Source organism: Streptomyces sp. NL15-2K (assembly GCF_030551255.1).
Lineage (GTDB): Bacteria > Actinomycetota > Actinomycetes > Streptomycetales > Streptomycetaceae > Streptomyces.
Window position 1 is genome coordinate 9,563,479 of record NZ_CP130630.1, and the last position, 22,173, is coordinate 9,585,651.

Below are 22,173 nucleotides of genomic sequence, written 5' to 3' on the forward strand. Positions count from 1 at the left end.
GAGGCGGTGGGGCGTGCCCACCTTGCGCCCCGCCGCTCCCCCCAGGAGGTACTCATGCCGGTACTGACCCGGCCCCGGCCCGCCGCGCCGGCGCTTCGTGCGGCGAAGGAGCCAAGACGCCCGGCCCGGCTGTCGTTCGTGCGCCGCCATGCCTTCTCCATCGCCGTTCTGGCACCCAGCTTGCTCCTGATCGGGATCTTCGTCTACGGCTTCATCGGATACTCGGTCCGCGTCTCCCTGTCCCAATGGCAGGGACTCCAGCCGAACCTGTCGACCCGCGAGCCGTTCGGGCAGACGTACGAGGATCTGCTCCATACCGCGCGCTTCCAAGCTGACCTGCGCAATGTCGCCGTGTTCACGGTGCTCTTCCTCGCCCTGGCCGTCCTCGTCGGGCTCGTGCTCGCGCTGCTGGTGCACAACGCCCTGGCAGGGCGAGCGGTGTTCAGGGCGATCTTCCTCTTCCCGTATTCGCTGTCCTTCATCGTGACCGGCGTGGTGTGGCGGTGGATCTTCACTCCGTCCACCGGCGCGAATCTGATCCTGGACAAGCTGGGCATCGAACACGGCCCCAAATGGATCACTGATCCGACTGTGGCGGGTGACGTCTCCGCAGCCCTCGAAAAGGTCATCCCGGGCGGGGACTTCATCCAGGTCGAGATGGGCATCCCGCTGGCCGTCATCCCGATCGTCATCGCCGCGTCCTGGCAGCTCGCCGGCTTCGCCATGGCCAACTTCCTCGCCGCGCTGAGCACCATGCCCGAAGAACTGCGGGAAGCCGCCTCGCTCGACGGCGCCGGCACCTGGCGCTACCACTGGCACATCGTGCTGCCCTGGCTGCGCCCGATGATCGTGGTCGTGCTCATTCTGCTGGGCCACGTCAGCCTCAAGTCGTTCGACCTCGTCTACGCCATGTCCGGCCAGGGGCCGGGCTTCGCCACCGACGTTCCCGGCATCTTCGTCTTCGACCAGACGTTTCGGGCCCTGCGCTACAACAGCGGCGCCGCTGCCGCCGTGGTGATGCTCCTGCTGGTGGCAGCCGTCATGGTGCCGTACCTCTACCGCAGCGTTCTCCGGGAGAAGAAGTCATGAGTCTGCGAGCCGTTCTCCCCGCTTCCCCCGCCCGCCGCCCGTCCGGCAGCCGCCGCCCGGGAGCAGGACCGTTGTCGGGCACCTTCGCGCTCGTCGCGCTCGCCGTGCTGTTCCTGGTCCCGGTCTACGTGATGGTCACGGCCGGGATGAAGCCGCCCGTCCAGGCCGACGCCGCGCACATGTGGGAACTGCCCAGGAGCATCGACTTCAGCGGTCTTCAGGACGCCTGGGCGAAACTGGGGCCGAACCTGCGCAACAGCCTCCAGGTGGTGATCCCGGCCACCGTGGTCTCCTCCGTCATCGGCGCCCTCAACGGCTTCGTCCTGGCGAAGTTCCCCTTCCGTGGCTCCAACGTGCTGTTCGCCGCGATGCTGCTGGGCATGTTCATCCCGTACCAGGTGATCCTCGTACCCCTGGTGCGCTTCCTGCAGAGCGCCGAGCTGTACGGCACTCTGCCGGGCCTCACCCTGGTCCACATCATCTACGGAATTCCCATCACCACACTGATCTTCCGCAATTACTACAGCGGGATACCCGACGAGATCATCGAGGCCGCCCAGGTCGACGGTGCCAGCAGGGTGGCCATCTTCGGACGGCTGATCCTGCCGCTGTCGCTGCCCGGGTTCGTGGTGTGCGGCATCTTCCAGTTCACCAATGTCTGGAACGACTTCCTCTTCGGCATCACCGTCGTCCCCGACCCCACCCAGCAGCCCGTCACAGTGGCGCTGAACAACCTTGCCGGGAACTTCTCCGTCCAGTGGAACACCGTCATGGCCGGCGCGCTCCTGGCCGCCGTCCCCACCGCCGTCGTCTACATCCTGTTGGGCCGCTTCTTCGTACGTGGCCTGACCGCCGGTTCCGTCAAATGACCCAGGTGCGGGAGGCGTCGCCCGGTGCGGCGCCCTCTCGCGCAGGCAGCCACATGGGTTCGCGGCGCAGGGCACCTCTGGCCGATCAACTGGTGCGAGAGGCTGTGCCCCAAGGCCGTTCATGAAGAGGCCCTGGCCGCCACACCGAGGCCACGTCTTGGCCATTGAGCGGTCTGGCACCACCTCTAGTTAGGAAGGGGGCCTTACTAGATATTGGGCGGTAAGGTAACAGCGACGACATGTGGCGGCAAGAGGGTCTGACGACAAAGAGGTGGGATGGAGATCCGTCGAGAGCTGGCAGGTGCGGCTCTACCCAGCATGACTCTGCTGCGCGAGCTGACCGACCAGATCGTGCTGGACACCGTGTTCGAGCAGGCGCCCATCACCCGCGCGGAGATCGCGCAGCGGACGGGCATCTCCAAGACCACCGTCTCGGAGTCGGTACGCCGTCTGGAGGAGATGAAGCTGCTGTTGCCTGCCGGGGAACAGCGCGGCCGGCAGGGGAGGGTCGGTACTTACTACCAGGTGGCCGCCGACGCGGGTTTCGTCGTCGCTGTCGACCTCCATCAGAACGAGATCAGGCTGTGCGCCGCCGACCTCTTCGGCCGCCCGTTCCTGGAGAGCACGCACCAGCCCGCTCAGCCGCGCGACCCGGACCACATCGCCAGGCAGTTGCGCTCGATCATCATCGGGGCGATCGGCCAGGGAACCGTCGGTCACGGAAAGCCCCTGACCATCGGGGTGTCCGTCGCCAACCCCGTCGATCCGACGACCTCCGCGGTGATCCCGCTGGAGGACACCCCCTACCCGGAGGGCGTCTTCCAGCCCCAGGAAGCCCTGGCCGGTCTGACCGACGCCCCGCTGCTGGTGGAGAACGACGTCAACCTCGCCGCCGTGGCCGAGCGTTGGCACGGCGCGGGACGTGACGCCGACAGCTTCGCCTACGTCTTCATCGGCGCCGGCATGGGCATGGGGCTGGTCATCGGCGACCGGCTCATCCGGGGCGCGCGCGGGGTGGCCGGTGAGATCGGCTACCTCAGCGTCAGCTCCCAGCCCCCCGGCACCCAGGTCCGGCACGGCTTCGCCCGTGCCGTGGCGGCGGGGTTCCGCGCGCAGCAGCTGTCAACGACCGAGGGTCTGGATTCCGTGGCCGTCGCCCGTGAGGTCCTCCGGCGCGCCGACGAGGGCGATGCCGAGGCACGCGCCGTCGTCGAAGAGGAGGGCCGCACCATCGGCGAGGCGATCGCCACTGTCTGCGCGGTCGTCGACCCCGAACTCGTCCTCCTCGGCGGCCCCATCGGCAGCCACCCCGCCCTGCTCGAACCCGTCCGCGCGGCGGTGAACGCCCTCGCGCCCCTGCCCCCGCCCATCGAGGCCGGCGCTCTGGGCGACGCAGCCCCTCTGCGCGGCGCCCTCGCCGTCGCCCTGCGCCGCGCCCGCGCCGACCTGCGCACCCGTGCCCAGGAGACCTGAGGCCGCACGGACGAACAGGACACCATGCCCTTCTCCTCGTACGAGCCCGACCCCGCCGTGCCCTCGTTCGTGAACCAGCCCGCCGACATTTGACTGATCGTCACCGACAGGGACCGCACCCTCCTCGACGACGCCGGGGAGTCCCCCGGAGTCCGGCCGCCGGCTGTGGACCGGTAGCTGTGATCAGGAGGGCCCGTCCGGCTACGGCACCGTCTCCTGCCAGGGAGAGACGCAACTCGTTCACCGTGTCGTGTTCAAGCCGTTGGTTGGGGAGATCCCGAGGGTTCCGGCAGTGCCGGGCATGTCGTCGCGAGAGGGACAAGAGCCGTTAGGTTGGGACCGGCAGACGGGTGAGCGAGACACCACCGAACACCCTGCAATACCGCTTTGACGGGCCAGAAGACGCCCCGGTCCTGATCTTGGGTCCCTCCCTGTTGGTGGCAGGAACATGACACGTTCATCGCCTTCGCGGCCCACGGCATCTGAAGGAGTGCTGGGCACGCGGTCCGTGCGCTTCCTTGCCCCGCACCAGGAAGCGGGCCCACGCGACGTTCCGTGGTCCGGACGGTGTCGCGGTGTCAGGCTGCTCTGCCCGGGGTGACGGGCGACGACGTGTTCTGCCGGTCGCCCTGCTCCACCGCGTAGCAGCGGACCAGGACGTTGGCCGTGTACCGGTGTGAACCGCTGCCGTCCAGCAGGTGCTCCTCGGCGAGGGCGCTCAGGATGTCCTGCGCCTCCAGGGGCGTGCACTTCGCGTGCGCGGCGAACTCCTCCGCCCGGAAGGGGGCGGCCGACAGCATCCCCAGACTGGGGAAGGCGAGCCGTGCCTTGTTGGGCAGGGCCTTGACGGACGTGTCCAGCAGCGCACGGACCGAGGTGGAGCCGGAGGTGCCGGTCTGGAGCAGGTCCAGGGGAGAGGTGCGGTCGAGCTGGGCCACCGTGGCGGACAGCGGCTCCTGGGGGCGGCGCTGCAGCCGGATGGCGAGCACCTGGAAGGCAAAGGGGAGCCCTCCGCAGGCCTCCGCCAGCAGCGCGGCGGCCTCGGGTTCCGCGTCCGTCCGTGACGGTCCGACGAGAGCCGTGAGCAGATCGATGGCCTTGTCGGAAGGCAGGCTCGGTATGGTCAGTGGGTGAACCTCGTGGCGGAGTGTCAGGCGGTCGAGGCGTCTTCGGCTCGTGATGAGGGTGGCGCAGCCGCGGCCGCCGGGCAGCAGCGGTTCGACCTGGTCGGCGGAGGCGGCGTCGTCGAGCACCAGGAGCAGCCGCTGGTCGGCGACGACTGAACGCCACAGTGCCGACGCCTCGTCCACGTCTCGCTGGATGAGCGAGACGGGAATGCCCAATTGCCGCAGACAGCGCTGGAGGGCGGCCGCGGGGGACAGCGGAGGCCGGCGCGGATCGCTGCCGTGCAGGTCCAGGTACAACTGCCCGTCGGGAAACCGCTCGCGGGCGCGGTGCGACCACTGGAGGGCGAGGGCGGTCTTGCCGATTCCTGCCATGCCTTCCAGGAGAACGGTGCCGGACTGTCCGGATTCGTACGGCGACCGCGTCAATACCGTGTCAAGAAAGCGCAGTTCCTTGTCGCGTCCCGTGAACGCGCGGCAGAGCGGCGGCAATTGAGCGGGCCGGGTGATCGGGCGTGGCCGGACGGCCGGGCGTGGCCGGACGGCCGGTTCGCGCGGCGCCGTACCTCCGACCACGTCGAGGCCGTGCGTGTCGGTCGCCCGGAGTAACTCCTGGTACAGCTCCTGAGTGGCCGGGCTCGGGTCGATGCCCAGCTCTTCGGAGAGCTGCCGGCGGGTGCGGTCGTAGCGGGTCAAGGCCTCGGCGCTGCGACCACTGCGGTGCAGGGCCGTCATCAGGTTTCGCAGCGAGACCTCGTCGTAGGGGCGGCCCTTGGCGACGTCCTCCAACTCCGGCAGCAGGGTGAAATGGTGCCCGGCGCGCAGTTCCGCCGCATGGCATTCCATCAGCGCCGCAGTTCGCTCGGCGGCGAGGGATTCCCGGACCGCCTCCACCCAGCGGCCGGTGAGACCGAGCAGCGGTTCGCCACGCCAGAGCCCCAGCGCGGCACGGTAGCGCTCACCGGCGGCCGCGGGATCGGACGCGCGGCTGCGGGCGGAGACGACGAGGCTGCGGAAACGGTGCAGGTCGACCTGCGACGGATAGACCCGGGCCATGTAGCCGCCCGACAGGCGGACGATGGCGGGCATGTCGGTTCCCTCACCGTCCTGCCCGGCCGAGGGCAGCAGCCGGCGGATGCGTGCGACGTAGCTGTACAGAACCGCTCTGCCGGTGGGCGGAAGGTCCTCGTGCCATACACGGTCGAGCAGCGCGTCCAAGGGGATGACCCGGTTCGCGTCGATCAGCAGGGCAGCCAGGACGCACTGCTGCTTCGCAGGGCCGAGCCCGATCTGTAAGTCCCCCTGATGCGCGGTCATGGCTCCGAGCAGGTTGAAGCTCACGGCATGAGACACAGATGTTCCTTCATCGGTAGATGGCGGAGCTTGCCAAAACCACGCCGCTCATCTCAACACGTGACCGAGCCGTCACGGTAGGAGGCCATGGCCCCAGGGGTGGGGCGAGGGTATGTCACCGGCCATTGCAGATTCCTGACAGATTTGCTCAATATCCGTCAGGCAGCATGCGTCTACCCGACCAGAAGTCACCAGAGGCCGACACGGGCCGACTGCCCGACAAGATTGGCGGACACCCATGGGTACCGATCCGACCGGCGGAAACGAAGACGCAGAGCTGCCCGGCCTCACCGACGCCGAGCGCATCATCGTCAACGGAGTCGCCGACTACTACTGGCAGAACGACGGCATGCCGCATGAGCGCGGACGCGTCATCGGATGGCTGATCATCAGTGACCCGATCGAGCAGACGACCGCCGAACTGATGGCCCGTCTCGGTACCACCCGTGAGGCGATCGACCGGGTCGCCGACCAACTCGTCCCCGCCCATGTGGTGCTCCGCAGGGATGTCCCCGGGACCGACGAATACGCGCTCTTCATGAACAACGAGTCCTGGCCCAACGCCGTCCTCGATGTCTTCGCCAACATCCCGGAGTTCGACCGGATCCTGCGCGACGCCCAGGACACCCTCAAGGACGAGGACCCGGAGCGGCGGCAGCGCCTGGACCGCACCCAGCACCTCTTCGGCTTCATCGCCAAGGAGGTCCCGGAGCTGCTCGCCAGCTACGCGGCCCAGGAAAAGGCCGCGGCCAAGGCCTCGTGACGGGGGTCCAGGACCGCCCGCAACGGCAGTCGATCCAGGAACTGCCCTCACCCGAACCCGATGTAGTACTGAGCCTCGCCCAACTCCCGGTGACGGCGGAGGAGGAGGCCGGCCGGGACCGGTTCCGTGTCCTCTCCGACCGGGAACGGCAGCGCGCAAACCGCTTCCTGCGCCAGGCCGACCGGAACGAGTACGTCCTCGCCCACTGGCTGCTTCGGCTCGCCCTGTCGACAGGCACGTCCGTACCGCCGCAGAGCTGGGACTTCACCGAGGAGCAGTACGGCAGACCCCGGATCGCCCATCGCTTCGGCGATGTCCGGGAGTTCAGCCTCTCCCACTCGGCGGGCACCTGTCTGGTCGCGGTCTCGACGGGGCGAAGGGTCGGGGTGGACGTCGAACGACAACGGGGAGCGGACGGACCGCGGGCGTTGCTGCGCAACTGCCTCTCCCCTGACGAACTGACAAGGCTGGCCGCCCTGCCCGACGAGCGGCGGCAGTCCGAGTTCATCCAGCTGTGGGCACTCAAGGAGGCCCTGGCCAAGGCCATGGGCGTCGGACTGCGCCTTCCGTTCGCCGACGTGGACTTCTCCTGGAGGAACGGCCGGCCGTCGCTGGGCCGGAGCGTCGCCGTGCCCGCGCCGGAGCTCTGGACGTGCCACTGCCTCGACGCCCCAGCGGGCTTCCGCGCCGCCCTGTGCGTGCGCGCCGCGGGTCCCACGACCGCCGTGCCTATCCGAGGAGTACGGGAGACATGACCACCCTGGACGGGTTCGCACCCGCCGGAGTCCGGCAGCCCGCCGAGGCGCTCGGCAGCGCGGAGTTCCGCCGTCGCCACGGTGTGCGCCTCGCGTACGTCACCGGCTCGATGTACAAGGGCATCGCGTCCGCCGCGCTCGTCGGGCGGATGGGCCGGGCCGGCCTCCTCGGCTACTTCGGCACCGGAGGCCTGCGGCCGGAACACATCGACGAGGCGATCGGGCACATCCGCGGTGCCGTGGGCCCGGACGGCCCGTACGGCATGAATCTGCTGGCCAATCCCGAGGACCCGCGCCGCGAGGAGACGGCGGTCGACCTCTTCCTCGCGCGGCGGGTACGGCGCGTGGAGGCCGCCGCCTTCATCCAGCCGAGCGCGGCCCTGGTCCGCTACCGGCTGAGCGGCGTGCACCGGGCCGCTGACGGTTCCGTTGTCGTGCCGAACTCCGTCATGGGCAAGGTCTCCCGGCCCGAAGCCGCCCGGTCGTTCCTCACGTCCGCGCCGGCCCATCTGGTCTCCTCGCTCGCCGCCTCGGCCGCCATCGGCGTGGAAGAGGCGGCCCTGGCACCGCACGTGCCGATGGCCGACGACCTCTGTGTCGAGGGGGACTCGGGCGGCCACACCGACCAGCGGCAGCTCATCACCCTGCTGCCCGAGATCGTCCGCATGCGGGACCGTGCACCGGTGGGGCGGACGGTGTGCGTCGGCGCCGCCGGTGGCATCGGTACGCCGGACGCGGCCGCCGCGGCCTTCCTGCTGGGCGCCGACTTCGTGCTGACCGGAAGCATCAACCAGTGCACCGTGGAGGCGGGAACCGCCGACGACGTCAAGGACCTCCTCCAGGCCGCCGGCGTGCAGGACACCGCCATGGTCCCGGCCGGCGACATGCTGGAGATCGGCGCCAGGGCACAGGTGCTCGGAAAGGGGCTCCTCTTCCCCGCCCGTGCCAACAAGCTCTACGAGCTCTACCGGCGGTACGACTCCCTGGAGGCCATCGACGCCCCCACCCGCCGACAGCTCCAGGAACGCTTCTTCCGGCGCAGCTTCGAGGAGATCTGGCAGGAGACCGCAGCCCACTACGCCACCCGGAACCCCCTCGAACTGGCCCGTGCCGAAGGCGACCCCAAACACCGGATGGCACTGGTCTTCAAGTGGTACTTCGTGCACTCCACACGGCTGGCGATGGCCGGAACGAGCGAGCGGCGGGTGGACTACCAGGTGGCCTGCGGGCCCGCCATGGGAGCGCTCAACGGGTACGTCGCCGGCACCTCGCTGGAGAACTGGCGCGCCCGGCACCCGGACACACTCGCCGACCTGCTGATGGCCGACGCCGCGACGCTGCTCCACCGTCGGCTGGCCCGACTCGCCGCGAAATGAACGTGGTTGCCCCGCGCCGCCCGGCCGTCCACCGGCCCCCATCGACCCCTCGGAGCGACCGTCATGACGCTCGTCCATCTCTTCCCCGGCCAGGGGGCCCACCGGCAGGGCATGGGACGTGACCTCTTCCCCCGCTATCCGCACCTGGTGCGGCGAGCGGACGCCCTGCTCGGCTACTCGATCGAGGAGCTCTGCCTCGACGCGCCGGCCGACAGGCTCTCCGACACTCGCTACACCCAGTGCTCGCTCTACGTCGTCGGCGCACTGGGCTACCTGGACCTGGTCCGGGAGAGCGGCGAGGTACCCGACTACGTCGCCGGACACAGTCTCGGCGAGTACGTGGCCCTCTTCGCCGCCGGGGCCTTCGACTTCCTCACCGGACTCGAACTGGTCCGCTACCGGGCCGAAGCGATGGCCGAGGCAGGGCCCGGTGCGATGGCGGCGGTCATCGGCCTGACCGAGGAGGCACTGCTCGAAGCCCTCCGGGAACACCCCGAGGTGGACATCGCCAACCTCAACGCGCCCACCCAGATCGTCATCTCCGGCACCGCGGAGGACGTACGGGCGGCAAGCCGGTCCCTGAACGGACTCGCGGAGGCCGTGATCCCGCTCAGGGTCAGCGGGGCCTTCCACTCCCGGCGGCTGGCCGGCGCGGCGGAGGAGTTCGGCGCAGCCCTGCGACGTCACCGCCTCGCACCGCTGCGCATCCCGGTCGTGGCCAACACCACCGCCCGCCCGCACACGGACGACCGGCTCGCCGACGAACTGCGCCGGCAACTCACCTCGCCGGTGCGGTGGACCGAGACCGTGCGGTTCCTGCTGGAGCGTCCCGACCCCGTGCTGCGCGAGGTCGGCCCGGGCCAGGTGCTCACCGGACTGGTCCAGAAGATCCGTGAAGCGGCGCCGGTCGGCGCGGAGAGGTGACCCAGGTGGTCGCGACCGAGTTCAGTATCACCGAGCAGGACGTCCGGTGCTTCGCAGCCGCGAGCGGTGACGTCAACCCCCTGCACACCGACGCCGGTTACGCGGCGAGGACGTCCTTCGGAGCCCCGATCGCCCACGGTGCGCTGGTCACCCTGCACGCGCTGGCGGCCCTGCCCGGCCGGCGGACCCCGCGCCGCATCACGGGGATCACCGCACGGTTCCACGCGCCCGCCTACCCGGGTCAGATCTACCGGCGTTCCGCCGAGCGGACCGAGGACGGGTTCAGTGTCCGGGTGACCGACGGAAGCCGTCTGCTGCTGGACCTCACGGTGCGGACCGCGTCGGGCAGGCCCCGCGGCGACGCCCCGGTGGACGTCGCGGGACCCCGGCGCACGGAATGCGACAGCGTGTCCGTCGAGCAGACACGCGCCGGTGAACGGCGGGAGGCCGGCTGCCCGGCCGCCGTCGGCCAGTGGCGGGAACTACTGAGGGCCACGGGCGCCGATACCGCCGGCGTCTCTCCCCGGCACGGGCTGCTGCTGGGCTGGGCGAGCTATCTGGCGGGCATGGAGATACCCGGCCGGGACGCGCTGGTCTCGGGACTCACGCTGCACTTCGACGACTCCGTCGCCGGGACGTCCGGCGAACTCCACGTCCGTGAGGCCGACGGCCGCTATGGCCTGATCGACCTGACGGGCGCGCTGCCCGGGCACGGCCGCGTCGAAGTGCGGGCACTGGTCCGCCGAACGGTGCCCGAATCCGATGTCGCCCACCTCCGCGACCTGATGCCGGCCGACGTCTCCGGTGCCGGTCGCACCGCCCTGGTGGTCGGCGGCAGCCGCGGCCTCGGCGCGAGCCTGACCCAGGCCCTGGCCCTGGCCGGCTACACCGTCTACCTGGGCCACCGCCGCAGTGCGGACGACGCCGCGCGGGTCCGCGCCGCCCTCGGCGAGCTCGCCGAACGGGTGCACCTGCTGCCCGGCGACGCCGCCGACCGGTCCTGGGCTCAGGCCGCCCGGGAGCGGATCCTCGCCGAGCGGGGACGCCTGGACGTCCTGGTGCTCAACGCCTTCCCGCCGGTCACCGCGCTCACCCTCGAACCGGAGACGGACGGGCGCGCCGCCGACTACCTGCACGACGCCCTGGAACTCGCCCGGGTGCCGCTCGCCGCTCTCCTGCCGGCCCTCGCGGAGGACTCCGGCCACCTGGTCGCCGTCTCCACCGCATGGGTGGACTCCCCGCCGCCGGGCTGGTCGCACTACGTCACCGCCAAGACGGCCCTGGAAGGCCTGGTGCGCGCCGCAGCGGCGGAACGGCCGGGACTCGGCTGCACCGTCGTACGGCCCGGACGGATGCGAACGGCGTTCTCCGACTCCGTACTCGGCTCGGACACCGTTCTTGCCACCGAACAGGTCGCCGCGGCCGTCGTGGCCGGCCTCGACGCCGAGCCGAACCCCGGACAGGTCACGGTCCTCGACCGGTTCGACACCGCGAAACCACCCGCCGCCGGGCGTCTGGTGGTCTCGGCGACCTTCACCACGGATCCGCTGGAGGACGGACTGCGGGCCTGGACCGACCGCCTGGGCCTCGGACTCGAGGTCGTACGCGCCGACTACAGCCAGGTCTTCCAGCAGTTGCTCGACCCGTCCAGCGAGAGCGGCCGCAACCCGGGCGGCTGCAACGTCGTACTGCTGCGCATCGAGGACTGGCTGGGAGACGACGCCGAGCGCACGGTGGACGACTTCGCCCGCGGGGCCGCCCAGTTGTGCGGCCGATCGCCGGTGCCGCTGCTCGTGCTGCTCTGCCCGGACTCCCCGCGGGCGGACCCCGCGCGGCTCGTGACACTGCGCCGGCGGCTGGCTGACGCGTTGGCCGAAGTTCCCGGCGCGCAGCTGCTCGACGCCGAGGAGTGGCGGGCCGGTGGCCGCAGGATCGCCGACTGCCACGACGCCCGGCGCCTGCGCATCGCCCACATCCCGTACGACGCCACCGGATACGCGGCTCTCGCCACCGCGACGGCGAGAGCCGTCCGCGCGGCACTCGTCCCGCCGGCCAAGGTGCTGGTGCTGGACTGCGACAACACCCTCTGGCGCGGCGTCCTCGGGGAGGACGGCCCGCACGGGGTGGAGGTCGAGCCCGGACACCGCCGACTGCAGGAGTGGGCACTGGAGCTTCGCGCCACGGGTGTCCTGCTCTGCCTCGCCAGCAAGAACGAGGCCCAGGACGTGTCCGAGGTCCTGCGGGTGCGGGACGACATGGTGCTCGGCGAGGAGCACCTGACGGCGCGCCGCGTCGACTGGGATCCGAAGTCCGCCAATCTCGCCGATCTCGCCCGTGAACTCGACCTCGGACTCGACTCGTTCGTGATGATCGACGACAACCCCGTCGAGATCGCGTCGCTCCGGGCGGCCTGCCCGCAGGTGCTGTCCCTCACCTGCCCGGCCGACCCCGCGGACCTTCCCGGCTTCGTCGACCGCGTCTGGGCTTTCGACCGGCTCGAGGTCACCGACGAGGACCGGGCCCGCGCCTCCCTCTACGAGGCGGCCGGCCGGCGCAAGGAGCTGCGCGGGGCCTCCGCCACACTGGCCGACTTCATCCAGGAGCTGGACCTCCACGTCGACGTCCGCCCGGCGGCGGGGCCGGCCCTCACCCGCGTCGCCCAACTCACCCAACGCACCAACCAGTTCAACGTCGCCCCGGGCCGGCACCAGGAGCCCGAACTGCGGGCGATGCTCGCGGACCCCTCCGTACGCTGCCGCACGGTCCAGGTCACCGACCGGTTCGGCGACTACGGCGTGGTCGGCGCCGCCGTGCTGCGCACCGACGGACCGACGGCCGACCTGGAGACGTTCCTGATGAGCTGCCGGGTGCTCGGAAAAGGCGTCGAACACGCCTTCCTGGCACGGCTCGCGGCAGAGGTGGCGGACGAGTGCGCGGTGCTGCGGGTGACCTATCGGCCCACCGAGCGCAATCTGCCGGCCAAGCGGTTCCTGGACTCCGTCGCAGGGGAGTGGGCCCAGGAGCGGCCCGACGGATCCGTGGTGTACGAGCTGCCGGTCGAGGCCGCAGCCGCAGTCGCGTTCCGCCCGGAAGCCGTCACCGAGCAGGCCGAACCCGAGGACCGGGCCCGGCCGGGCCGCCCGTCGGCGGTGCCGGGGCACCGCGCACTGGCCGACATCGCCGAAAAGCCACCGGTTCCCGCCGCGGACGAGGCGGCCCCCGTCGCCGGCGGCCCGCGCGACAACGACCCGTCCGCGACCGGCCGGCGCACCGCGCTCGCCAGGATCGTGCAGGTCGTGGCCCGAACCCTGGGGCTCCCCGCCGCCTCGCTGAACGCCGACACCACCCTCGAGGAATTGCGGCCCTCGTCGCTCGCCGTCGTGGACGCCACGGTGGCGCTGGAGGAGTGGTACGGCGAACTGTCCCCCACCGTGCTGTTCGAGCACCGCACCCTCGGAGCGCTGGCCGACGCCCTGGCTCCCGAGGACCGGACCGAGCCGGCCGTACGACCCGGCCCTTCCCCGCCGCCCGCCGTTCCCGCCTCCGACACCCGCGCCGAGGCCGGCCCGCGAAGGAATTCCGTGACGGCGGACCCCGGCACCGAGGGGATCGCCGTCATCGGGCTGGCCGGGCGCTACCCCGGAGCCCGCGACGTCGACGAGCTGTGGAACAACCTCCTTGCCGGACGGGACTCCGTCGGCGAGATCCCCGTCGAGCGCTGGAACCACGAGGCGCTCTACGACTCGGAAGGCGGCCCGGGCCGTACCTACTCGCGGTGGGCGGCGCTGATCGACGGCGTCGACGAGTTCGACTCCCTCTTCTTCGGGATCTCTCCCGCGGAGGCCGAACTGATGGACCCCCGCCAGCGGCTCTTCCTGGAGACCGCGCACCAGGCCCTCCAGGACGCCGGATACACCCCCGAGGGCATCGGCCGGAACACCGCTGTGTACGTCGGGGCGATGGCCAACGACTACGGCCTGTTCAGCGCCCAGGGCGCGCTCACCGGAGACGCGCCCTATCCGTGGGCGGAGGGCTATCAGATCGCCAACCGAGTCAGCTATCTCTTCGACTTCACCGGTCCGAGCCTGACCGTCGACACCGCCTGCTCGGCATCGGGGACGGCCCTTGAGCTGGCCTGCGGTGCGGTGCTGCGCGAAGAGGTCACGGCCGCGGTGGCGGGCGGGGTCAATCTGGTACTGCATCCCGCCCGGCACATCCAGTACGCGCAGATGGGCATGCTGGCGCGCGGCGGCCGCTGCCGGGCCTTCGGCGCCGGGGCGGACGGCTTCGTGCTGGGCGAGGGCGTGGGAGCCGTCGTACTCAAACGGCTCGACCGGGCGTTGGCCGACGGCGATCACATCCACGGAGTCATCCGCTCCGCGGTCGCCAACTCGGACGGCCGTACCAACGGGTTCACGGTTCCGAGTCCCGCGGCCCAGGCGGCTCTGGTGCGCAAGGCGCACCGGGCCGCCCGAGTCGAGCCCGAGTCGATCGGCTACGTAGAGGCCCACGGTTCGGGCACCGCGCTCGGCGATCCGATCGAGGTGCGGGGACTCACCGAGGCGTTCGGGGGGCTGCGGGAGCGGGGAGCCCGGAGCGGGATCGGCAGCATCAAGAGCAACATCGGTCACCTGGAATCGGCCGCCGCCGTCGCCGGGCTGACCAAGGTGCTCCTGCAACTGCGGCACCGCACCCTGGCTCCGACCCTGCACGCCGATCCGGTCAACCCGCACATCGACTTCTCGCGCACACCGTTCCGCCTCCAGGAGTCCGCGGAGCCGTGGCAGGCACAGGACGGTCCGCTCCGCGCCGGACTGAGCTCGTTCGGCGCCGGCGGAGTCAACGTCCACCTCGTGGTGGAGGAGGCCCCGTCCATGGCCCGGACCGCCGAGGACGTCGCGGGCCGATCCCACCTGATGGTGCTCTCCGGCCGGGACGAGGCCGACCTGCGGGACTACGCGGGCCGGCTGAGGTCCGCGCTGTCCGCGGGTCCGGGACATCGGCTCGCCGACATCGTTTTCACGCTCCAGGTCGGGAGGCAGCCGCAGGACGAGCGACTGGCGTACCCGGTGACGGACCTGCCGCACCTGCTCGCCACCCTCGAACTGATCGCGGACGGCCGGTCCTCCGAGGTGGCCGGACTGGTGCGCGGGCGGATCGGGGACCGCTCCCCGCTCGGAGACGTGTTCGGTTCCGGCCCGCAAGGGGTCGCCTTCCTGCGGGAGCGGCTGCGTGCCGGGGACCTGACGGTGCCCGCCAGGCTGTGGGCGCACGGCGCGGACCTGCCCTGGGCCGAACTGACGGAGCCGGGGTGTCGGCGGGTGAGTCTCCCGCCGTTCCGGTTCGCGCCGGTCAGGCACTGGCTCCCGGCCGGTCTGACCGCCGCGTTGCTGCCGAGCGGCGGGGAGACGGTGAAGAGCGCGGGAGGCGCGGCGGGCACGAAGGACACCGGGAGTGCGGGGTCCGCGTCGGAGACGGTGCTGTACCGCACGGCTTGGGCGCCCGCGGCCTCGCCGGCACCCGGCACGTCGTCCCCGGCGCTGTCGGCTGGATCGGTTCTGTCGCACGATGGGCTGCTCGTGGTGACCGTCGGCGGTGAGCCGTCGTCCCATGGTGCCGAAGCGCTGTCAGATGTGACGACGGCGCACGCCGTGGACGTGGAAGCCGTACCCGGTCTTCTGGAGGCCCGCGCGGCGCGGATCGTCGTACTGGATCTGCGCCCGTACCTCGGGCAGCCGTTCTCCCTGGAGGCCGCCGCCGCCCTGCCGCTGGCGCTCGCGCGCTGGTCCTCCGACCACGGACGCCCCGTCGAATGCGCGGTGGTGTGCCGTCCCGGCGATCCCGCCGTGACGGCCCTGGACGCACTCGGCCGCTCACTCGCCCTCGAAGGCGTAGGGCTGCGACTCGGCCGGATCGAGGTGGCCGACCCGGAACTCCCGCCCGTGCGCGACCTCCTGACCGAGGCACGCGGTCCGGACCGCCAGGTCCGACGGCTAGGGACACGGCGCTGGACGCTCCGGTGCGCCGCGGTGGCGCACGTCCCTGCCGAACCGCTCCGGAGCCCCGCGTCACCGGCGCGCCCGGGCGGGGTTCTGATCACCGGTGGTGCCGGCGGCGTGGGGCGGCTGATGGCGGCCCATCTGGCCGAGCGACATCAGGTACCCGCCCTCGTCCTGCTCGGCCGCTCGCACCCCTCCCCGGACACCGAGCGGCTCCTCGCCGGCTTGCGGCGCCACGGGACACGGGCCTTCTACCTGCGGGCCGACGTCAGCGACGAGGACTCCCTGGGCGCTGCCCTGGTCCACGCCCGCGAACTGACCGGCGGCCTGCGGGGCATCATCCACGCGGCAGGTGTCGTCGACGACGCCCCGCTGGCGGCCAAGACCCCTCAGTCACTGCGCACGGTCCTGGCACCCAAGGTGGACGGCACGCTGTTACTCGACCGCCTCACCGCCGCCGACCATCTGGACTTCCTCCTCCTCACCTCCTCCTTCGTCGGCTGGACCGGAAACGCCGGCCAGTGCGACTACGCGGCGGCCAACCGCTTCCTCGACGCTTTCGCCGAGCAGCGCGAGGAGCGGCGGATCCAGGGCCTGCGGCGCGGGCGTACGGTCTCCGCCGCCTGGCCCCTGTGGCGGGACGGCGCCATGCGGATGCCCGCGGATGTCGTACGACTGACCGAGACCACCACCGGACTCAGGCCCATCGCCACCGCCCAGGCGCTGCGCGCACTCGACGAGTTACTGGAAGCGGAGTCGGGTGCGTACCTTGTCGGCCACGGCGACCAGCCCCGGATCTCCGCGGCGCTCGGCACGGACCTCGCCGCCGGAGCGGCCGGACCGGCGGCGGTCGACGCCGGGACACTTCAGGAACAACTGATGGCGGAGGTCTCCGCCCTGCTGAAGCTGCCGCGCAACGCCCTGGGAACGGACGAGCGGTTCGGCGATGTCGGCATGGACTCCGTACTGACGATCCGGCTCGTCAACCGGCTCAACGAGTTGTTCGCACTCGCCCTGACACCGGTGACGCTCTACGAGTACCCCACGGTCGCCGCGCTGTCGGCGCACCTGACGGGTCGTCATGGTGTTGCCCCCGTAACGGAGCCGGACGCGTCGGCCCACCCCTCGCGGGCCCTCTCCGGCCCCGGGGCCGGCCCGGAAACCGTCTCCGTCACCCCAAGACCCTCCGCCGTCGCAGGCGCGGAGCCGATCGCCGTCATCGGCGTGGCCGGGCGCTTCCCCGGCGCGGACAACGTCGACGAGTTCTGGGCGAACCTGCTCTCCGGGCGCGACTGCGTCGGCAGCGGCGCGGACGGCAACTCGGGCGAACGGGTGGGCGGGCAGGTGCGGGCCTGGGCGGACGGCTCCGGCCCGCAGGGCGGATTCCTGGCCGACGTGGACGCCTTCGACGCGGCCTTCTTCGGCATCTCGCCGCGCGAAGCAGCCCTGATGGATCCTCAGCAGCGGCTCTTCCTCCAGGAGTGCTGGCACGCGATCGAGGACGCCTGCCTGGACCCGCGCGCCCTCGCGGGCTCGCGCACCGGCGTCTACGTCGGTGCGACCCTCAGCGACTACACCGAACTGCTCGCGCGCAGCGGGGACACCGCCCATGCCCACCTGGCCCCCGGCAACGTACACAGCGTCATCGCCAACCGGGTCTCGCACCAACTCGACCTGCGCGGGCCGAGCGAGGCGGTCGACACCGCATGCTCCAGCTCCCTGGTCGCCCTGGACCACGCCGTTGCCGCCCTTCGCTCCGGCGGTTGCGACCTCGCGCTGGCAGGCGGTGTCAACGTGTTGCTGTCGCCGACGTACTTCGACTCGCTGGCGGGCGCCGGGATGCTGTCCGCCACGGGTCGCTGCCACACCTTCGACCGGACGGCGGACGGTTACGTCCGTGCCGAGGGCGTGGCGGCCGTCCTGCTGAAACCCCTGGCCCGGGCGCTTGCCGACGGCGATCCCGTGCACGCCGTGATACGGGGCACCGCCGTCAACCACGGCGGCCGGGCGCACTCGCTCACCGCGCCCCGTCCGTCCGCCCAGGCCGAGGTGATCACTGCCGCGCTGCGGGACGCCGGTGTACCGGGCTCCTCGCTGTCGTACGTCGAGACCCACGGCACCGGTACCGAGCTCGGCGACCCGATCGAGATCGAGGGCCTGCGCACTGCCCTCGGCAGCCTGGGCGCGTCCCCGCCCGGCTGTCTCCTCGGGGCGGTGAAGGCGTCCATAGGCCACGCCGAGTCGGCCTCCGGCATGGCCGGGCTGATCGCGGTCGTCCAGGCGATGCGCCACCGCACCCTGCCGGGCACCCCCCATGTACGCGAGATCAACCCGCACATCGACCTTTCGGACGGCGTCCTGCGGCTGGCCACCGGCCCGGAACCCTGGGAGCGGAGCGATGCGCGCCAACCCCGGCGAGCGGGCGTCAGCTCGTTCGGCTTCGGGGGCACCAACGCGCACACCGTCCTGGAGGAGGCTCCCGAGGTCCCGGCCGCTCCTGTTGCCGGGCCCGGGCTCCAGGTGGTGACCCTCTCCGCCACGGACGACGAGCGGCTGCGCGCCTACGCGGAGCGTCTGCGGGCCTTCCTCGCCGGCGGCGACGTGGCGCTCGCCGACCTCGCCCACACCTCCCGCACCGGGCGGACCGCCCTGCCCAGCAGGCTGGCCGTGGTCTGCCGCGACACGGCCCAACTGCGCGAGCGGCTCGGCGACTTCCTCGCCGGACGGGACCACACCGGACCGGCCTCCGACGTGGCCGACCCTGCCCTGGCCGAGGCGGTGCGCACCTGGACCGCGGGCGGCCGGGTGGACTGGGCAAGCCTGTTTCCCCAGGGCGGGCGGCGGGTGCGCTTCCCGCTGTACCCGTTCGACACCCAGCTGCACTACGGCCCCCCAGGCATTGGGGTAGCCGCGCTCGGGGAGACCGCACGGCCGGCCCTCGACGCGTCCGCCCCCGCATCGGGGACCGCCCCGGGAGAAGGGGAAGCGGTCACCGGCCACACCCGCTACGAGCCCGCACTGCTGGCTCGTGAATGGCGCCCCGTGCAGGCCCCTCCCGCCGCACCGGACCGTCACCGTCAAGTGAACGTCGTGCTCCTCGGGCGCGAGACCACACTGCCGGTGACCGCCGCGCTGCCCGGCGCGGAAGAGGCCGACTGGATCGTGGTACGGGAGCGCTCAGCCCTGCCCCGGCTCGGGAGGGACGAGTACGAACTGGACCTGGACGACGGCGAGGCGGGCCGCGCACTCGGCGAACAGCTGCGCGCCGCCCATCCGCGGCTGGACGCCGTGGTGGATCTCGTGGACCTGGCCGGTCCCTGCACGCTGGCACGGCAGTTCGGGCGCGTGGGGCTGCTGCAGGCCCTGGTGCCCGCGGCCGCCGACCGACCGCTGCTGCTGCTGCACCTCACGCCCTTCGCGACCGATTCCCCCTGGCCTGCGGCAGCCAGGATGGCGTCCCTCGTCCGGTCGATCGGAACCGAGTACTCCGACGTGTCGGCCACCACGGTCGAGTGCGACACCCCGTTCGGCGACGGCGAGGCGCTGGTTCGCCTGGTTCGCGGCGAACTGGCGTCGCTCGGCGCGGCCGAAGGACCGGGGGAACCGGAGATCCGGCTCACCGGAGGCCGACGGCTGGCACCCCGGTTGGTCCGGCTGCCGCGGTACGGGGAACAGCTCCTGCGGGCCGATCCGTCCCGGACCTACCTGATCACCGGGGGCACTGGCGGGCTCGGTCTCGCGACCGCCCGGCGGCTGGTCGAACGCGGCGCCCGGCGGCTGGCGCTGCTCGGCCTGCGACCCCTGCCACCGCGCTCCACCTGGAGCCGGGACACGTCCGACGAGCGCGTCGCGGCACTGCTGCGACTGGAAGGCCTCGGCGCCCACATCGTCATGCACACCGGGGAGTTGACAGACCTGGCGGCACTGCGCCCCTTCCTCGGCCGGGTGCGCGACGAACTCGGGCCGATCGCGGGCGTCCTGCACTGCGCCGGGTCGGTCGAGCGGAAGACACCCGCGTTCGTCCGCAAGGAACTCAGCTCGATACGCGACACCTGGCGACCGAAGGGCGAGGGGCTGTTCGCACTCCTCGACGAGCTGCGTGAGGACGAACCCGACTGGATCGTCCTCTTCTCCTCGGTGTCTGCCACCCTGCCGAAGCTGGCCGTCGGCCTGGCCGACTACGCGTCGGCCAACGCGGTGCTGGACGCCGTGGCGGAGCGGGCCACCGGCCGTACCCGCCACGTCTCGGTGGGCTGGGGGAGCTGGACGGGCGCAGGCATGGGCGCCGTGCGCAGCCCGCGCTACTCCGAGCTGGGATTCGCTCCGCACACCGTCGAACAGGGCCTGGACCTTCTGGAAGCCGTGTTGGCATCCGGCCGGTCCCACCTGGTGGCGTCCGCCGTCAACCCTGCCGTGTGGCCCGCGCCGTCGCCTGCCCACGAGGACGAGGAGGGCCGCGTGGACGAGGAGGGCCGTGTGGATGAGGAGGGCCGTGTGCACGAAAGCGCGCCTGTGTACGAGGACGGTGGTGCGGACGAGGCGGAGACCGATGGCGCGGTGCTCACCACCGTCGCCGGGGCCGTCGCCGAACTCCTGGCCCGCGCTCTGCTGATGCCGGTCGAGAGGATCGGCCACCGGACGAACTTCGGCCAACTCGGCGTGGATTCCATCCTGGTGGCCGGCATCATCGCCGACCTGGAGGAACGCGTCGGCGAGCCGTTGTCGCCGTCCCTGGTCCTCGAGTACCCGACCGTGACCCTGCTCGCCGCGCACCTGGTGGCGGAGCACCCCGCCGGGACGGCCCGCTGGACCCGGTCGGAGGGCGGGTCCGAGCAGGCCCGGATCGCCGGCGACGTCCACACGGACGACCGTCCGACGGTAACCGGTCCGGTCGCCGCCGGAGACCGTGTCCAGCGGCCCGGCCACGGGCTGGTGGCCGTGATCGGTGCCGCCGGCCGCTATCCGGGCGCTCCCGATCTCGACCGCTACTGGGAGTTGCTGCGTGAAGGACGCAGCGGCATCACCGAGGTTCCCGCCTCCCGCTGGGACCACCGCCGCCTGTGGTCGCCGCAGCCCGCGCCCGGCCGCAGCGTCAGCAAGTGGGGCGGATTCCTGGACGGCATCGAGGAGTTCGACCCGCAGTTCTTCGGCATCGGACCCGCCGACGCCGCCCACGTCGACCCGCTGATCCGCCTGTCGCTGGAAGCCGTGGAACAGACCCTGCGCGACGCCGGCTACCGCCGCGAGGACGTGGCCGGGAAACGGATCGGCTTCTTCATGGGCTCCGGCACCAGCACCTACGGCAGCCGGGTGCCCGTTCCGCACCGCAACACGGTGACCGGCCTCAACCAGAATTTCATCGCCGCCCACGCCGCCCATGTCTACGACCTGCGCGGACCCCACCTGACGGTGGACAGCGCCTGTTCCTCCGCACTGTCCGCGCTGTACCTCGCGCTGCGCGCGCTGGACGCCGGCGACTGCGACGCCGCGCTCGTCGGCGGCGCCGACCTGCTGCTCGACGAGACACCGTTCCTGAAGCTCAGCGCTTCCGGGGCACTGTCACCCGACGGCGCCTGCCATGTCTTCGACGCCGCCGCGAACGGCATCGTGCTCGGTGAGGGCGTCGGAGCCGTGCTGCTGAAGCCGCTGGACCGGGCGCTCACCGACGGCGACCAAATCCACGCCGTGATCGAGTCCTGCAAGCTGAACAACGACGGCCGGACGATGGGACTGACCACGCCCAACCCCCAGGCCCAGGAGCAGTTGGTGGCCGACACCCTGGCCGCCTCCGGGGTCACCGCGGACACGGTGACGTATGTCGAGGCCCACGGCACGGGCACGATGATCGGCGACCCGATGGAACTCCAGGCGCTCACCCGCGCCTTCCGCCGCACCTCGGACGCGGTCGGCCACTGCGCGGTCGGCAGCGTCAAGTCCAACATCGGGCATCTGCTGATGGCGGCCGGCATGGCCGGGCTCCACAAGGTGATCCTCTCGCTGGTTCACCGCACCGTCCCGCCGACCCTGCACTGCGAACAGCCCAACCCTCGCTTCTCCTTCGCTGCTTCGCCCTTCCGCCCCGCCCTCGCCACCGAGCGCTGGGAACCGGCGTGCGGTGTCCGGCGCGCCGGGCTGAGCGCGTTCGGCTTCGGCGGTACCAACGCCCACGCGCTGGTGCGTGAACTGCTGCCCGAGGAACGGGAGTCGTACCGGCCGACCCGCACGCCGCTACCGCCGGTCGAGTACCGCCGCGCCCGCCACTGGCTCGACACCCCGGAGCCACCGGAACACCGGCGAACCGCCAGACCGCTGCTCGCACTGGAGCCGGAACCCGGGCTGCCCCTGCCCGCTCCGCCCCACCCCGGCCCCTCTGTTCCCGAACCAGGCCCCCGGCCCGCCCCCGTGCCCCGCAGACCCGTGCTCGAACTCCACGAGGAGCTGACCTGAC

General features: G+C 71.7%; 9 protein-coding genes. 8 read left to right on the top strand and 1 reads right to left on the bottom strand.

Translation table 11 applies throughout. The features are described from left to right. Nucleotides 1-54: 54 nt before the first annotated feature. The 3 genes from Q4V64_RS42655 (at nt 55) to Q4V64_RS42665 (ending at nt 3,431) form a co-directional block, all read left to right on the top strand. Nucleotides 55-1,089 (top strand): sugar ABC transporter permease, encoded by a 1,035-nt coding sequence (locus Q4V64_RS42655; protein WP_124444599.1) that lies wholly within the window; start codon nt 55-57, stop codon nt 1,087-1,089. Beyond that, nucleotides 1,086-1,958: a carbohydrate ABC transporter permease gene (locus tag Q4V64_RS42660; RefSeq protein WP_124444600.1), complete on the top strand. Its 873-nt coding sequence runs from the start codon at nt 1,086-1,088 to the stop codon at nt 1,956-1,958. The genes Q4V64_RS42655 and Q4V64_RS42660 overlap by 4 nt, the downstream gene beginning before the upstream one ends. Nucleotides 1,959-2,234: 276 nt before the next feature. After that, complete coding sequence (locus Q4V64_RS42665) at nt 2,235-3,431, top strand: ROK family transcriptional regulator (RefSeq protein ID WP_124444601.1); 1,197 nt, start codon at nt 2,235-2,237, stop codon at nt 3,429-3,431. A 578-nt stretch (nt 3,432-4,009) separates the two neighbouring features. Here the strand turns inward: Q4V64_RS42665 and Q4V64_RS42670 are convergent. Then, nucleotides 4,010-5,908, bottom strand: coding sequence for a BTAD domain-containing putative transcriptional regulator (locus Q4V64_RS42670; protein WP_124444602.1), 1,899 nt, complete (start codon nt 5,906-5,908; stop codon nt 4,010-4,012). A 238-nt stretch (nt 5,909-6,146) separates the two neighbouring features. Between Q4V64_RS42670 and Q4V64_RS42675 the strand changes: the two genes are divergently transcribed. The 5 genes from Q4V64_RS42675 to Q4V64_RS42695 all read left to right on the top strand — a co-directional run bounded on the left by Q4V64_RS42675 (nt 6,147) and on the right by Q4V64_RS42695 (nt 22,172). Next, nucleotides 6,147-6,671, top strand: coding sequence for a hypothetical protein (locus Q4V64_RS42675; protein WP_172629538.1), 525 nt, complete (start codon nt 6,147-6,149; stop codon nt 6,669-6,671). Then, nucleotides 6,668-7,426, top strand: coding sequence for a 4'-phosphopantetheinyl transferase superfamily protein (locus Q4V64_RS42680; protein WP_172629539.1), 759 nt, complete (start codon nt 6,668-6,670; stop codon nt 7,424-7,426). The genes Q4V64_RS42675 and Q4V64_RS42680 overlap by 4 nt, the downstream gene beginning before the upstream one ends. Continuing rightward, the gene (locus tag Q4V64_RS42685; RefSeq protein WP_124444604.1) at nt 7,423-8,802 is read left to right on the top strand and encodes a PfaD family polyunsaturated fatty acid/polyketide biosynthesis protein; all 1,380 of its coding nucleotides are present in this window, start codon (nt 7,423-7,425) and stop codon (nt 8,800-8,802) included. Before Q4V64_RS42680 ends, Q4V64_RS42685 begins: the two co-directional genes overlap by 4 nt. 63 nt (nt 8,803-8,865) lie before the next feature. Then, the gene (gene fabD / locus Q4V64_RS42690) at nt 8,866-9,726 is read left to right on the top strand and encodes an ACP S-malonyltransferase (protein ID WP_124444605.1); all 861 of its coding nucleotides are present in this window, start codon (nt 8,866-8,868) and stop codon (nt 9,724-9,726) included. Beyond that, nucleotides 9,723-22,172, top strand: coding sequence for an SDR family NAD(P)-dependent oxidoreductase (locus Q4V64_RS42695; RefSeq protein ID WP_124444606.1), 12,450 nt, complete (start codon nt 9,723-9,725; stop codon nt 22,170-22,172). The genes fabD and Q4V64_RS42695 overlap by 4 nt, the downstream gene beginning before the upstream one ends. Nucleotide 22,173 lies beyond the last annotated feature (1 nt).

What these genes read in the sequence shown, in the direction of transcription:
- Q4V64_RS42660 (WP_124444600.1), top strand. Translation starts at nt 1,086, where the DNA reads ATGAGTCTGCGAGCCGTTCTCCCCGCTTCCCCCGCCCGCCGCCCGTCC.
- Q4V64_RS42675 (WP_172629538.1), top strand. Translation starts at nt 6,147, where the DNA reads ATGGGTACCGATCCGACCGGCGGAAACGAAGACGCAGAGCTGCCCGGC.
- Q4V64_RS42665 (WP_124444601.1), top strand. Translation starts at nt 2,235, where the DNA reads ATGGAGATCCGTCGAGAGCTGGCAGGTGCGGCTCTACCCAGCATGACT.
- fabD (WP_124444605.1), top strand. Translation starts at nt 8,866, where the DNA reads ATGACGCTCGTCCATCTCTTCCCCGGCCAGGGGGCCCACCGGCAGGGC.
- Q4V64_RS42685 (WP_124444604.1), top strand. Translation starts at nt 7,423, where the DNA reads ATGACCACCCTGGACGGGTTCGCACCCGCCGGAGTCCGGCAGCCCGCC.
- Q4V64_RS42655 (WP_124444599.1), top strand. Translation starts at nt 55, where the DNA reads ATGCCGGTACTGACCCGGCCCCGGCCCGCCGCGCCGGCGCTTCGTGCG.